The organism is Marinifilum fragile JCM 15579 (assembly GCF_001310955.1).
In the GTDB taxonomy this organism is placed as follows: domain Bacteria; phylum Bacteroidota; class Bacteroidia; order Bacteroidales; family Marinifilaceae; genus Marinifilum; species Marinifilum fragile.
The window spans coordinates 108,673-124,022 of sequence record NZ_BAZX01000010.1; the positions used below are offsets into that span (position 1 = coordinate 108,673).

14 protein-coding genes are annotated in these 15,350 nt (G+C 35.5%); 6 read left to right on the forward strand and 8 right to left on the reverse strand.

From position 1 onward, the window contains the following. Positions 1 to 38 precede the first annotated feature (38 nt). The 3 genes from JCM15579_RS09690 to JCM15579_RS09700 form a co-directional block, all read right to left on the reverse strand. A complete protein-coding gene (locus JCM15579_RS09690; protein WP_157471421.1) occupies positions 39 to 686 on the reverse strand; it encodes a CPBP family intramembrane glutamic endopeptidase in 648 nt (215 codons plus the stop codon). A 31-nt stretch (positions 687 to 717) separates the two neighbouring features. Beyond that, positions 718 to 1,251, reverse strand: a complete 534-nt coding sequence (locus JCM15579_RS09695; protein WP_083464621.1) for a lipocalin family protein — start codon at positions 1,249 to 1,251, stop codon at positions 718 to 720. Positions 1,252 to 1,350: 99 nt separating this feature from the next. Beyond that, positions 1,351 to 2,211, reverse strand: a complete 861-nt coding sequence (locus JCM15579_RS09700) for a DUF5677 domain-containing protein (RefSeq protein WP_157471422.1) — start codon at positions 2,209 to 2,211, stop codon at positions 1,351 to 1,353. A 780-nt stretch (positions 2,212 to 2,991) separates the two neighbouring features. Here JCM15579_RS09700 and JCM15579_RS09705 point away from each other — a divergent pair. From JCM15579_RS09705 to JCM15579_RS09715, 3 genes are all read left to right on the forward strand, one after another. Further along, a complete protein-coding gene (locus tag JCM15579_RS09705; protein ID WP_054719274.1) occupies positions 2,992 to 3,759 on the forward strand; it encodes a DUF6261 family protein in 768 nt (255 codons plus the stop codon). A gap of 273 nt (positions 3,760 to 4,032) precedes the next feature. Beyond that, positions 4,033 to 4,473 carry a bacteriohemerythrin gene (locus tag JCM15579_RS09710; RefSeq protein WP_054719277.1) on the forward strand — a complete coding sequence of 147 codons (441 nt, stop codon included), beginning with the start codon at positions 4,033 to 4,035 and terminating at the stop codon, positions 4,471 to 4,473. Between the two features lies 1 nt (position 4,474). Beyond that, positions 4,475 to 5,575, forward strand: coding sequence for a hybrid sensor histidine kinase/response regulator (locus tag JCM15579_RS09715; protein WP_054719278.1), 1,101 nt, complete (start codon positions 4,475 to 4,477; stop codon positions 5,573 to 5,575). Positions 5,576 to 5,606: 31 nt separating this feature from the next. Here the strand turns inward: JCM15579_RS09715 and JCM15579_RS09720 are convergent, their stop codons facing one another. After that, positions 5,607 to 6,875: a metallophosphoesterase gene (locus JCM15579_RS09720; protein WP_054719280.1), complete on the reverse strand. Its 1,269-nt coding sequence runs from the start codon at positions 6,873 to 6,875 to the stop codon at positions 5,607 to 5,609. Between the two features lie 309 nt (positions 6,876 to 7,184). Here JCM15579_RS09720 and JCM15579_RS09725 point away from each other — a divergent pair, with 309 nt between their 5' ends. From JCM15579_RS09725 to JCM15579_RS09735, 3 genes are all read left to right on the forward strand, one after another. Then, positions 7,185 to 7,754, forward strand: coding sequence for a nitroreductase family protein (locus JCM15579_RS09725; protein WP_054719283.1), 570 nt, complete (start codon positions 7,185 to 7,187; stop codon positions 7,752 to 7,754). 216 nt (positions 7,755 to 7,970) lie between these two features. After that, positions 7,971 to 8,684, forward strand: a complete 714-nt coding sequence (locus JCM15579_RS09730; protein WP_054719287.1) for an SIMPL domain-containing protein — start codon at positions 7,971 to 7,973, stop codon at positions 8,682 to 8,684. A gap of 109 nt (positions 8,685 to 8,793) precedes the next feature. Next, entirely contained in the window at positions 8,794 to 9,741 is a 948-nt protein-coding gene (locus JCM15579_RS09735) for an NAD(P)-dependent alcohol dehydrogenase (RefSeq protein WP_054719290.1), read from the forward strand. A gap of 123 nt (positions 9,742 to 9,864) precedes the next feature. Here JCM15579_RS09735 and JCM15579_RS09740 read toward each other — a convergent pair whose 3' ends face one another. From JCM15579_RS09740 to JCM15579_RS09755, 4 genes are all read right to left on the reverse strand, one after another. Next, positions 9,865 to 10,464 carry a thioredoxin family protein gene (locus JCM15579_RS09740; protein ID WP_054719352.1) on the reverse strand — a complete coding sequence of 200 codons (600 nt, stop codon included), beginning with the start codon at positions 10,462 to 10,464 and terminating at the stop codon, positions 9,865 to 9,867. A gap of 31 nt (positions 10,465 to 10,495) precedes the next feature. After that, on the reverse strand, positions 10,496 to 10,978 hold the full coding sequence (locus JCM15579_RS09745; RefSeq protein WP_054719294.1) for a TlpA disulfide reductase family protein: 483 nt from the start codon (positions 10,976 to 10,978) through the stop codon (positions 10,496 to 10,498). Positions 10,979 to 11,119: 141 nt separating this feature from the next. Beyond that, positions 11,120 to 14,233, reverse strand: a complete 3,114-nt coding sequence (locus JCM15579_RS09750) for an efflux RND transporter permease subunit (RefSeq protein WP_054719296.1) — start codon at positions 14,231 to 14,233, stop codon at positions 11,120 to 11,122. Between the two features lie 24 nt (positions 14,234 to 14,257). Continuing rightward, complete coding sequence (locus JCM15579_RS09755) at positions 14,258 to 15,343, reverse strand: efflux RND transporter periplasmic adaptor subunit (protein ID WP_054719299.1); 1,086 nt, start codon at positions 15,341 to 15,343, stop codon at positions 14,258 to 14,260. Positions 15,344 to 15,350 lie beyond the last annotated feature (7 nt).

Sequence of the window (15,350 nt, forward strand, 5' to 3'; positions counted from 1 at the left end):
TATAGGATACTGGATTAGTTTCCTTTTAACTATCTGTTCTACAAATTCAGCAAGTTCCCAAATATTTCATAAAAGGGATCACTGTCTAATACCGTGTAATAGAACAAAGCCCCTAACCATCCATGAAAGATTCCCAGCACATACAAGTTTTTCTCCTTCAAATAAACGTATCCATAGAATATTGCCAGAATAAAAGTACCACCAATCAACCAGTAAGCGGGATAGTGAACCAAAGCGAATAGGGTAGCTGCAAACAGTACAATAATGTGCTTATTGAGTTTGCGATTTGGATTGTCGTACAGGTTTCCTGCTACCAAACCAATTAGTAGAAATTGTTGAATACTGCCCCATAGTGGATAAAACAACAAAACCGGGATGATGTGCCATGTTGCATTAATAGTTCCTTGAATGCCACCAATTGTAAAAAATGCGATTACTGCAGTAAGGCCAAAGGGGAGAACCACCTTTAAAACACTTCTGAAATTGTCGGTTCTAAATCCCCAGTATTTTAGTATTTCCTTGTTGTTTTTCTTCCTGTACCAAATGTAAGCACACCATAAAATGGTGGCACTCAAAACGAATGGAAATCGCCAGTTTAGATAATCCATAAACAGGAATTTAGCCAATACGGTTAGAACAATGGCCAGAATTTCCAGGGATTTATTGGATAGTATTGTTTTACTCACTTCGAAAAAATAAGATTAAGAGAATGTGGCTTTAAATCTTTCGCTGTTCCACTTTTATCAATTTGTTAGTGTCGTAACCTCTTACTCTTAATTTGTTCAGCAATTCGAGGTACAATTGATCATCCATTTGTGGCTTTCGTGATAGTATCCACAGGTATTTATCTGTATTGCTGCCAACAATGGCCCACTGGTAATCATCATCTAATTCCAGAACAAAATAATCGCCATAAAAAATCCAGAAGAAGGAAACTTTCAATTTGGAAGGAAGGTTTGGGTTGGGAATTTTCGCTTTGCCAATGGCTTCCGATTTCTCTCCATCCAGGCTCCCTTTGTATCCCGAGTTCACGACCTTTATTTTTCCATCCTCACGCATGGAATATTCGGCAGTAACTCCTACCAATCCTCTTTCAAAGCTGTGATCGAAACGTGCAATTTCGTACCACTTTCCCAGGTAACGATCAATATTTAAATCCTTCACTACGCTATTGTCAATCGCCGATTCTTGCCCTTTGCACGAGCACAAAAGAACAAGAGAGGCAAGTAGTATGTTGAGTTGTTTTTTCATTTCTAGATGATCAGATTGATGTTTTATTATATAAATTGTTTTGCTGTTAGGTTAATGGCCTAGCGGCTGCCTACTCGATTATGCCTTGTTTTCACTCTTCTAGCCAAATAAATATTTATCAGGATTTGTCTTGTAGGTTTGAAAAATATGTTGTCCCAACAGCTCATTGGTTCTTTTAAATTCGTGAAAAGAATCTATTTCAAGGTTTCTTTCTGACCATGTCAAAAACTCTTCAGAGGCTTCAATGAGCATTGAAAAAATAGGAGCAATAATTCTAGTGTCATTATTGTCATAAAAATCCATTTTAGGTATAAAGAAATCTCCTTCGCAATGGGTTAAGTGAAGTTGTCTTATATCGCCCCATCCACTGTGTATAATTTCAGATAGCATTCCATATAAATACGAGTATGTTTCTGATATTTCAACTTCCTTATGTATCTCGGAAAAGTTTTTACCGTCAAGGTCCCATTTTCGACCTTTCTTTTTTGAGTTTTCTGCTTCGAAATCATCCAATGAAAAACCATCGATGTTCATCGCATATTTGAATTTATCAACCATGACTTGTCCAATCCCATCAATTCCTTCAAGTTCTTTCAAATTCTTATATCTTCTTCTATATGAAACAAGTCTATAATGTTTTTGAGATTCAATTCCTTTCAAGATCAAATACTTCATGAGTACAAATGCCTCATATATAGGTCTACTTAGTAAAATTGTAGTTTCATATTCACACTCATTATAGGCTCGTAGAAACAATTTATAGTGCTTATATAGTTTTGTGTATAGTCCAACAATTGTTGCTTGATTTACATCATAAACATATCCTTTGTCTTCGAAAGGATCTAACGTTTTCTTTATGAGATTCAATAAATCGTTCGAAAAATCTTTTATAAAGTCGCACTTCTGCAACTCCAATTCTAACTTTTCAATAGTTACTATATGTGAATATTTTCCTTTCATTGTCATAAGTTAAAATATAATATATTCAAATCGTGACTACTCAATTAAATGAGGCATAACGTAGGAATAACATCATGCTGATGTTATATCACCTATCTGTTACTTTTGGTAAGTTGTTTAAAATCTTTTGTTTGTGTGCTGAAGTTGATAAGGTATGCTCCTGTGTTTTGCAAGAGTATCAATGCTTCATCAATTTTTATCAGCACATATAAATTTAATCATAAATCACATGCAGCATTGTCTTGTACACTAATTCATTATCAATAAAAATAAGAAAGTTAGTTTTTGTATAAGTTAACTACCTCTCTTTGTACTGTTAGGAAGACTTCTCAAATTACAATGGGTACACGGCAACTATGAGTATAGCTATAACTTCAATCTTTAATATTTTTTCAATTCAAGAGGAAAAATATCGATACTATGGTGTTATTTTCTTCCTCCCCAGGGGAGCAAGCTTATAACATAGCATTATTTTGTTCCTCCCTTGGGGAGCATGAAAATAACGACCATTATTTTGCTCCTCCCGTGGGGAGGAAGAAAATAACATACCATTATTTTGCTCCCGCCCGTGGGAGGAGATAAATAACGGTCCTTTATCCACTCATGTTTATCTGCTTTTAAGGAGTATTTAATTATGAAATATATGGCGCCATTCGAATGACGGTTTTACAGAAGAGTTTTTTGTATTTTATTTTACGATTCATAAAAATTATGAAATTAATTGTTTATTATCCATAAATTAAATAACTTCATGGTTGAAAATAACAAAACTAACACATTATGAATTTTAAATCCATACAATTAAGACAACTAAGGCACAACGAATTTATCCAGTATAATAAGAATTTTCTTGAAATACTTACTGGTTTTGATTTGGAAACTTTAAAAGTGAAAATGCAGTCGGATTCTTTTTCATCCTTATTATCAGATATGACGGCATTGTATATGCCTGATAGGGGAAGTGAGATTACCAAATTGTTAGAAGAGGATGATGCGCGTCGTGATAAAGCCATTTATGGTATTCAAGCAGTGGTAGAAGGATTTTGTAATCACTTCGATGCTGAATATGTAATGGCAGCTACTGTATTACTTAATTCTTTAAATAAATATGATTCACGTATTGCAAAGCAAAATTACCAGGGCGAAACAGCAATAATTGATTCTATTTTACAAGAATGGAAAAATGAAAGTGTTTTGATAAATGCTTTGAGTAAATTATCTCTTACAGATTGGGCCAACGAGTTAGAAGCAGCTAACGCTAAATTTAATACGGATTATCTAGATCGTGTTAAGGAGGATGCTGAGCAATCGGATATGAAAATTATTGATATTCGTAATCAAATGATTGAATCGTACAGAGTGTTAACAGCGAGAATTGAAGCTTTTGCCACAATTAGTGATGATCAGACATATTCTACCATTATTAATCAGGTAAATAGTGTGATTCCAAAGTACAATGCAGTTGTAGATGCTCGTAAACCCAAAAAAGAAGAGAAAGAAAATACCGAAGAAGAGGCTGTTAGCGAAGCTTCAAGCAACGAGTCGTAATTTATTACTTACAAACTAATATATTTTAACCCCATGCATGCTTGTTTTGTATGGGGTGTTTTATGACTGAATGTATGGGTTCTAATTCTGATAAAGAGGATGTTAAGATTTAGTAATGTAATTATTGAAAATAAATAAGAGATTCTTACACATAATTTCTTATTTTAGTGATAACGCCAATACCCAATGTGCAAACTGGCTGATTTTTGGGAGTTACCACAAGTTGCAAGGTGTTTGTTAGGCAACATTATACTAACATTAAAACATAAGAGTATGGGAAGTAGAGAGATAGATGGAATTATACAATGGCATTCCGATTTTGAAACAGGTATTGCGAGAATAGACTTCGAACATAAAATTTTTATAGAATTGTTGAATTCTTTTAAGTATGAAATCAATTTAAAGCGTTCTGATGATGAGTTGTTTAGAATTATGAATGAAATAGAAAAGTATGCAGAATTTCATTTTATTAGTGAGGAAAATGCTATGCGTAGAATGAATTACCCTGCTTTTAAAGAGCATCAAATTGAACATTTTGAATTGTTGGAAAAATTTAACCTTGCAAAGTTTAAAAATTGTAATTTTGAAGGATTTCATGAATTTCTAAAAGAATGGTTTCTTAGGCATACTGTTGAATCAGATACAAAATTGAAACTGTATATGTTGGAAAATAATATAAATTTGGAAGACTTTTTCTACGAACTAAAGATCTAAAATGAATACATTAAACGTTATCAAACTCCTGGTAGTTGATGATAAACCTGAAAACCTAAATCTGATTTCAAGCTTTTTTGAGGATTCAAACTATTTTGTGCGTACTTCAAGTTCATATGAGGAAACATACGAACTGTGTAATGAAGTTGAGTTTGACCTTTTGTTAATCGATATTAGAATGCCACGTGATGGTTTTGCCTTTGCCGACAAAATAAGAGTGAGTGATTTAAACAGCAATACTCCTGTTATTTTTATGGCTGAGAAAACCGATCAGGAGAATATCTCAAAAGCTTTTAAAGTTGGGTGTAGGGATGTAATTACAAAACCTTTTCAGTTGGAAGAGTTACTTTCAAAAGTATCTACACATTCCTTATTGCAAATTCAGCATAAGCAAATTCATGAATTAATGCTAGCCAAAGATAAGATTTTCTCAATCATTGGTCATGATTTAAGAAGTCCTTTCAATTCATTGATTGGTTTTTCGAAATTATTGCTTGAAAACCTGGAGGCAAGTGAAGATAAATTGTCTAAAAAATATGCTGAATTGATTTGTAATATTTCCACAAAAAACCTGGAGTTATTGGATAATTTACTGGTGTATGCACGTGATCTGGAAAAACAAGCAGAATCTACCTTGGAGAAAATAGATGTACACAAGCTTATTTCGGAAGTGCTACAAATTGTTCAACCTACAGCAGCATTAAAAAAGATACAGTTGGTGCAAATCTTCGGGGAGGCAAAATCTACTTTTGGCACCAAAGATTTAATTGCTACGATGATTCGGAATATTTTAGGCAATGCCATTAAATTTTCGCGTCAACAAGGTTTCGTTACCGTACAAACCAGGGTAATAGGCAATATGATCGAAATTGACATTACAGATACGGGAGTTGGAATGAACGAAAATCAATTGAATAATTTGTTTGATAAAGAGCATCCTCAATCTAGTCTGGGTACTTCGGGAGAATTGGGATCGGGATATGGTTTGCTTCTTTCGAAAGAAATTGCAGACAAACACAATGGTGAAATAAAGGTGGAAAGCCATGTGGGTAACGGTACAAGTTTTAAAATTAGGCTTCCAATATATGAAGAGTCAAAATAGAAAAAAGCTCCAATATTAATTGGAGCTTTTTTTATGCCAATTCCACCACGGTAATTTCGGGTGGCATACCAATTCTACCAGGGAAACCGATGTATCCAAATCCGCGATTTACATACAGGTACTGATCGCCTTCGCGGTACAATCCGCCCCAGCGAGGGTACTTGTATTGCACTGGACTCCACTTTATGCCTGCACGTTCAATTCCAAACTGCATGCCGTGGGTGTGTCCTGCAAAAGTAAGATCGATATTCGAGTTTTTAATCACCTCTTCGTCCCAGTGCGAAGGATCGTGACTCAACAATATTTTAAATGGAAGATGTTCTGTACCCTGGGTAGCTTTGCTTAAATCGCCATGCTGAGGGAATGGAGGTTTGCCCCAATTTTCAACTCCTACCAAAGCAATTTCTTCTCCTTTCACATTAATGGTTTCGGTTTCGTTCAATAACAATCGAAATCCCATTTGCTTGTGAAAATGTTTGATTGCTGCAAGGTTTTTGGCCTTGTCTTCTTCTGATCGCCAATAGGAGTAATCGCCATAATCGTGATTTCCCAGTATGGAGTATTTGCCAATTTTAGCTTTCATTTTTGCCAGAACAGGAGCCCAGCCATCGGTCTCTTCGGCAAAGTTGTTTACCAAATCGCCGGTGAAAACAATCAAATCTGGTTCTTGCTCATTAATCAGTTCAACGGCTTTTTCCACCTTCTCGAAGTTTTTGTTGAAACTTCCCAGGTGCATATCCGATATCTGAACAATTTTTAAACCCTTAAATGCTTTCGGAAGATTGCTGAAACGAATGCTCTCGCGCATTACTCGGTAGTTGAATTTTCCTTTGGTTACTCCGTAAAGGATAGATGCAAATGGAATGGCAGCCAATACCAATCCCATTTGGTACAAAAACTCGGATCTCTCCATCTTTCTCTTCGAATTAAATTGTGGTACACTTTTGTTCCTTCTCTCTCTGAACCATGCAATGGTTCTCCTAATCGCCCCTTGTATATCCTTTATTAAGACGAAAAATATGAATACAAACTTTGGAAAATAAAATAACGCAAACCCGGCCACCAAATAGCCGGAATAGATGTAGGCATCTGCTTTTTGCACGTGCTTAATACCAAACATGAATGTGGTAAAGGCAGCAAAAATAAAAACTGAAATGCTCCAGAATAAATACGTTAATGTGTGTCGTGCAATTGAATTGTTAATTCTTGCAATCAGAGGTTTTATACCACGGTAGGTGTAAATGTCTACCAAAAGCATAAATAGTAACAGAGGTATTAATAAATAAACGCTCGCTCTCATCCTTATTTCAAAGATTCTAAATGATTAAATCCGATATCTTTTTAAACATTCATTGCTTACGAATTGTTTTTAAAATTAGATACAATTCATACCGGAACAATATCTCTACAATTGATGTAATGATATTAAAATCAGCTCCAAATATATAGAATTTAATACAACCAAGTCCTTAATAATTGTTAAAAAAGAGTTATATTCATTTTCATACTCCAAAATACAAGCTCCAAATCCCAACCATTTTGGGAATTTGTTTTTTGAAGCTTGGGATTTGATATTTGGGGATTGTGAAAGAACTTTAAACCAATTTATATGGCACAGATACACGAATTAATAGATAAAAGATGGAGTCCGAGAGCTTTCTCCGATCAGGAGATAGAGGAGGACAAGATTGAAAAAATGTTTGAGGCAGCCTCTTTTGCTGCTTCATGCTATAATGAACAACCTTGGCGATTTGTATATGCTACAAAAAATTATCCTGAAAGATATGAGCAGTTGTTTTCTTGTTTGGGCGAGTTTAATCAGATGTGGGTAAAAACCGCTCCGATGATTATTTTAACTGTGATATCCAGAAATTTTGCACGTAATCAGAATCCCAATGCACATGCACGTCATGATTTGGGTTTGGCTATTGGAAACATGTCGATACAGGCCATGAGTATGGATTTGTACATGCATCAAATGGCTGGTTTCTCGGCGGAAAAGGCTCGTGAGGTTTTTGAAATCCCAGAAGATTTTGAAGCTGTTACCATGATTGCTGTCGGATACTTGGGAAATCCGGAACAGTTGCCCGAAAGTATGAGAGAAATAGAATCCCCTAAACGCGATAGGAAAAACTTGGCCCAATTGTTGTTTGATGGCGATTGGGATAAAATGAGGTAAGATTGTACAAACTAAAAAGGCTCCCAAGAGAGCCTTTTTTGTTGATAATTTACATTGATAACTTATTGCAAGTAATCGTTCCTAAATCAAACGTGTTTTGAATTTAAGAGGACGCAAGATAGTTAAAAAAGACTAAAATATCTTTTAATTGACTGAAAACTTTCATCCCTGATTTTCGGATAATGTAAGAAATAACAAACCATTAAATTAAGAATGATGAAGAAATTAATTCTATTAGTATTGATCGTGACTGCTGGCATTTGTGTAAATGCTCAAAACACTTATCTTACTTTAAATGTAAGAGGGGAGAGCAAAATATTTCAAGAACCTGATATTGTGGAGATATCGGTAAATATAAGTACCAAGGCCAGTGAATATGAGGCTTGTTTGGACAAAAATTTTTCTGATGTTGACCAATTGAAGAAGTCTTTGAAATTGGCAAAGATTGAGAGTCTGAAAATATTTGATGTTGGTCAGCGTATTAATGAAGAAAAAACCTATTCATCGGGTAGACAAATTCCTGATGGTTACCGTGCCAATTACAGTATCAAGCTAAAGTTGGAAGCTAAACCAAAAATCATTCACTCTTGCCTTGAAGTGTTAAAATCATCAGATGTTGAGTTGAATTACAATGCCAACTATGGTTTGAGTCCTGAATTGATTAAATCAACTGAGGCCAAATTGATTGCAATGGCTGTGAATGATGCCAAATCCAAAGCGAAGGTGTTGGCAGAATCGGCAGAGGTTCAGCTTAAAAGCATTCAGAATATTAACTACGGCACCGTGAAAAGCATCTACGGACCTAAGCAGCATATGGCTGAACTGACTGTGAGTAAGGCAGGATATTCGGGTTCGCAATCGTTCACCAATCCAGATCCAATTGTATTGACTGATCATGTTGAAATTACATACCTTTTGACTGACAGATAGCCAGAAGCTACTGCTATATTATGGCTTGAAATTGATTTAAACTTGTCGTAAATTGATTAGTGAGTTTTGTACTCAGTGCAAATTTAACCTAACTGAACAGAAAACGACGATGAAAGCTATTGTAATAAGAAAATATGGTTCTCCTGAAGTTTTGGAAATTACCAATCTGGATCGGCCAAAAATAAAAGAAAATCAAGTTTTGGTTGAGGTCTATGCATCCTCTGTTAATCCGGTAGACTGGAAGATAAGAAAAGGATTGCTGAAGCTATTTATGAGAAAGAAATTACCTTGTATTTTGGGTGGAGATATTGCAGGCAGAATACTGGAAGTAGGCAAGAAGGTACAGTTTTATCGTGTAGGCGATGAGGTGTTTGGCAAAGTAGATATTATCAAGAATGGAGCATATGCTGAATATGTGGCTACAACTCCCGATCATTTGGCTTTGAAGCCTCAGAATATGAATTTTGAAGAAGCAGCTACGATTCCTTTGGCTGGATTAACAGCCTTACAGGCATTGCGCAATATGGGTGGTATAAGAGCAGGAATGAGTGTTTTGATTAATGGCTGTTCGGGCGGTGTTGGTTCGTTTGCTTTACAATTGGCCAAGGCATTTAAATGTAAAGCAACAGGTATTTGCAGTACGCGAAATGTTGAATTTGCAAAAGAACTAGGAGCGGATAGGGTGATTGATTACCAAAATGAAAATTTGTTAGAAGTTCAGGAGGAGTATGATATTTTCTTCGATGTGGTTGGCAATCTGGAATACTCAAAAATAAAACACTTGTTGCAACGAGGTGGCGTTTATGTCACCACTTTGCCTTCATTTAATATTCTTCTGCTTGGGTCAATTCATAATTTGGTTAGCTCTAAGAAAATGAAAAAGATCTTTGTGCAGGAAAGTAAAAAAGACCTTGAGTTGTTAGCCGATTTTGTTGATGCAGGATTACTTAAAACTTACATCGACAAGACTTATGAATTGGATGATATTGCGGAAGCACATCAATATAGCGAAACTGGAAGAGTTGTAGGGAAGTTGTCATTGAAAATTACGGAATAATAACCTCACCACAGCCCTCTCCACAAGGAGAGAGATAGAGTAAGGTGATACAATACAAAAACCTCTGTAAAGCTTGATTTGTATTAGCTTACAGAGGTTTTTGTATTTTAACTAGTCATTATTTTATCCTTTTGTTTTAATTGAGCAACCAATGGCTTTTGTGTAAGTTACTGCTGGCTTTTTATTCATTAAAAGAGAATTAATGGCATCCTCAACATATTTGGTGCTCACTTTCGAGGCATCTTTATAATTATTATCGATGGTACCAATATACTCTACCTTAAGATCTTTACCATTTTTGCTTAAAATGTAAACATGTGGAGTTTTGGTAGCTCCAAAATTCTTGAAAACTTCTTGCTTTGCATCAAAAAGATAAGGGAATGTAAAACCTTTTTCTTTCGCTCTTTTTTGCATTCCTTCAAAAGAATCTCCTGGAACAATAGCAGGATCGTTCGGATTAATAGCGATCACCGGAAAGCCTATCTTTTTGTATTTTTTATCAATATCAATGATTCTGTCTTCGTAAGCCACAGCATATGGGCAATGGTTGCAGGTAAAAATCACCACAAAGCCTTTTGCATCTTTGTAATCAGCCAATGAGATGTGTTTGCCATCAATATTTTTCAGCTTGAAATCTGTAGCTGAATCGCCTACTTTATATCCTTGAGCATGAATTGCTACTGCTGATATTAGCAGGAAACTAAGTAATAATATTTTTTTCATCATCTAAATAAATTGGTTAATACTAAAACTTCTATCTATTCAAATTATCAATTGTCTCTGCTAGTTCAGAATAAGTTACTTTCCTGGCAAAGAATTTCCGTTTGTCCTTTTTATATATCACTGTTGCTGGTAATGCACCATCCCATTTGTCATCCACTTTACCAATCCAGGAGTTTGCATCTAAATCATCTAGAATTACAACTTCAGCATTTATATTTTTCTTCGTAAGAAATTTGCTCAGGCGTTCTTCTACTTTTACTCCAAAGTCCAGGCTCACCAATAAGACCTTAACATTTTTATTTTCGTATGATTTTCGGATGTGTTCAAATTCAGGAAGCTCCTCAACGCAAGGTTTGCACCACATGGCCCAAAAATTGATAACATAGGTGGTATCATCCTGTAGGTGGAATGTGGGTTCTAATTCCTTAAAATTTAAGGTTTCAAAGTCCTGAGATTTAACTGTCAGACTGATTGTAAAAAGTAAGGTAATTGAGAATAGAATCTTCACTTTCATGATATGGTGTAAATAAGACTTATAAGTATTAAATATACCATTAATCGTTGAAACAGAATAATCTGACTTGTTATTGATTTGTTAATGTGTATAAAAAAGCCTGTCAATTTTCACTGACAGGCTTGCTTGAATTTATTTGATTCAATCTTTTAGGAGTGCTTCGTTAAATTGATAATCTTTATAATCTACTTTATAGAACACACTATATAGGGCAGGTATAAATATCAGGGTAATTACTGTACCAAAAAGTAAGCCTACCATAATTGAAGCAGCCATTGGTTCCCACATTAAACCTCCTCCCAGATACAATGGAATTAACCCCAAGGAAGTTGTAAATGTGGTCAACAGAATCGGTCTGAATCTTTGCAAACAGGCAGCAATTACAGCATCTTGTGGTATTCGTTTCAATTCGGAGAGTTCAATTTCAATCCTGTCAATTAGAACAATGGCATTATTAATTACAATTCCAGCAAGTGATATCACACCCAAGAAAGCCATAAAACCAAAATAGGAGCGAAGTGTAATTAAGCCAATTACAACACCAATAACTCCCAATGGAATGGTACTTACCACCATTGCTGTTTTTCTAAATGAATTGAATTGAATTACCAGCAATAAAAGAATTAGAAAAGCAGATAATGGCAGGTATGCAATAACAGCACCCATATTTTCGGCAGTATTTTTACTATCACCACCAAGTTCGTAATCGTAACCAGCTGGCCAGGTTTTTACATCTTCTTCCAACCAAGGCAATGCCTCATTCATGATTACAGATGCATTACCATCTTCGGAGATTTCGCTTGAAACATTAATACTTCGAATCAAATCAAGGCGTTTAATTTTTGCGTATTGCCATTGAGGGATAATGCTGGCCACTTGAGAAAGAGGAACACTTCTTCCTGAACTTTGAGAGAATACATTCATGGTTTCTATCTTTTCATAGCTTTGGTTTTGACTTGAGAAACCTCTTAATAGAATTGGAATATTTTTATCATCCTCTCTGTATTCACCAGTTTGAAAACCATCCAGCACTGTTTTTAATGAGGTAGCGATATCCTGATTTGTGATCCCTGCAATCTGTGCATTGTTCTGATCGATATTAATTACAAATTTTTTGGTTTTAGGGCCCCAATCATCTTTAACGTTTTTGGTTCCACTAATTTTTGATAGTCTTGATTTGATTTTCTCTGATATGTCTGCAAGTACATCAGGATTGTTTCCTTTTACTTTAATTTCAATTGGAGTTCCACCACCACCTGAACCCAAAGCTGATACCTTAACATCTGCATTTGGGAAATGTTTGAAGCTGTACTCATCTAATCGACGAATCATTTCTGCATTTTCTTCAAAGGAGCTAGTATTTAAAAGGATGTGAGCATATCCTGAGTTTGCTTCATCTTGAGCATATCCCAAGTCATATGATTCTGGTCCTTGACCAATAAAGGAAGACCAGTCAATGATTCCTTTTTCTCTATCATCATTAACTTGTAATTCTTCAGCAATGTGTTTTTCAATCTTTTTTACCACCTTTTCGGTTTGCTCAATTTTTGTTCCCAGAGGAAGATTAATGTCAACGGTAATCATATTTCGATCACTATCCGGGAAGAAAATAAACGGTACCAAACTAAAACCTTTTAAGGATACTATGAATAGCAAAACAATTCCTCCAATAACAATGCCTTTACGATTTAAAGCCGATAGAATAAGGGATTTGTAATAAACTTTTAAAGCATCGAAAATTCGATCCATGAAGTTAGGCTTAGCTTCTTCCTTAGGTTTCACTTTTAAGAAGTAGAAACACAACATGGTAATAATGGTAAGAGAAACGATCCAGGAAGATACCAAGGCCAATGTGATCACTACGAAAATTGGTCCCATAATATCGCCCATGGTTGACTCTGCCAAATAGAAGGATAAGAAAGCTACCGAAGTAGTTAAAGTCGAAATCAACAATGGAACAATTAGCTCGGTACAAGATGAAACGGCAGCATCCTTTACCGTCATTCCTTCTTCCATTTTAACCATTATCGATTCTGACACAACAATGGCATTATCAACCATCATACCCAGTGCCATGATTAAGGCAGCTAATGTTACCTGATTTAATCCCATATTTATGATCCCCATTAACATGAGAGTCATGATGGTTACAATGGGAATCAAACTGGAGATAATTAAACCTGTTCTTAATCCCAGGAAGATTAGCATTACTACCAATACAATCACGATAGATTGAATCAAATTGCCGATAAAATTATCGATACTTTTATCAACATAGTGATCTAATGAAGTTAAACGTTGAACATCTAAACCAATTGGTAATTGTTCATTCCATTCTGTTAAAATCTTATCTACATCTTCGCCCAACTTAATTATATTAGCGCCATCGATCAAGGAAATGGAGAGTGAAATGGCTGGTTTACCATTTACATGAACAATGGTACTGGCGGGTTCAACATATGCTTTGCGAATGCTGGTAATGTCTCGTAATTGTACAACATGACTTCCATCACCTATTGGAATCAGCGTATTCTTTATGCTTTCCAATGATTCATAGTTGCCCGTTGGTTCGAGAATTATTCTTTCCGATTCAAGGTTAATTTCTCCACCAGAGTCTAAAATGTTGGTAGATGCAATAATGTTTTGCAGCTTGGATGAGCTTAATCCATATTCTTTTAGTTGAGACTCATCAAACTCAATAAAGACTCTTTCATCTTGCACACCTCCGAGTTCAACTTTGGCTGCGTCGTCAAGTTTAATTAAGGCATCTTTTAGGTTGTCGGCCGCTTCTTTCATTTCTACATAAGAGTACCCGTCACTTATTAAACCTACCATAATTCCATACACGACACCAACATCATCATCATTAAGACTTGGATTTACATTCTGAGGTAGATCTCTCAGACTATTTAGTTTTCTTCTAAGTTTATCCCAGATTGCTTGAAGGTCTTCTGGAGCAACTTCATCTTTAAGGCGCACACTTACCACTGATAAACCAGTTCTTGATGTACTATTAATTTCTTTGACTTCAGGAATTTCCTGAACTTTCTTTTCTATTTTGTCGGTAACCAAGAGTTCAACCCTTTCTGGTCCAGCTCCAGGGAATGGAGACACAACAGTAGCCACTCTAACTGTGTACGGAGGCATGCTATCTCTTGGTAAGGTTTCGTATAATGCCAAGCCCAAAATCACCACCACGGCAAGCAAAGTAAAGGTTATTCGGCTTTTTTCAATAGCAAATTTTGTAAGATTCATAATTGCTTTGTTTGGAGGTGAATACTATTTTAAGCTAACTTTTTGTCCGTCAAGTAGTGTTTGTAAACCCGCGGTAGCCACAATCTGACCTTCTTTTAATCCACTCTCTACTTCAAATCCAATGGGTGATAGTACTCCAACTTTAAAGTGTTGCTTTTTAATTACACCAACACTCTCGTTTTCTTTCTCTATAACGAAAACAAAATTGCCTTTGCTGTCTTCACCCACTGCAGAAATAGGAACAATTAAGACTTCACTATTATTCGTTTCGGTAAATTTAAATTTGATATGTGCTGCCATTCCTGACTTTACTTCAGAAGTTTCGCCTAATAATTTTATTCTTACCGGATAGGTAGCAGATCCCTCACTAATAGATGGAGATACTTCATTTACTACTCCTTGATATTCTTTGCCCTGAAGAGCGGGAAATGTTGCCGATATTTCCATGCCTTTTTGCACTCTGTTGATTACGTTTTCAGGCAATCCAAGGCTTACCTCCATAAAGCTACCGGCATTCAAAACTGCAATAATTTGTCCTGCACTTACATTCTCATTATTTTCTACATTTTTAGCTGCAATAACTCCATTGGAAGGAGAGTAGATAATTCCATATCCAACCTGTTTTTGTTGAATTTCAACACTTCGTTTTGAGGATTCATAGTTTGCTTTGGCCGAAGCGTATGATGATTTCGCATTTTCATAATCACTTAGCGAAGCACTTCCTTTCTCAAACAAAGTTCTTGTTCTATCCAATGTTGATGTTGCTGTGTTTAAGTTAGCCTTAGAACTGCTTAGTGCAGAAATAGCTTGTTCCAGAGATAATTGAGCTTCTGAATTATCAATTCTTGCTAATAAATCACCTTTTTTCACTGCTTGACCATTGGCAATGTTTAAAACCGTTAATATGCCAGAGGTTCTAAAACTTAAGTTGATTTCTTTATCAGATCTTGCAGTTCCGTTGAATGATCGCACTTGTCCAATTCCTGAGTAACTAACCTCTTGATATTTTACAGGACGATATCGTTCTTGTTTTTGCTTTTCGTTACTATCGCTACAAGATCCAAAAATAAATAAGAATAAGCCAAATGTTAGAATGTATAATGGTTTCATAATTATG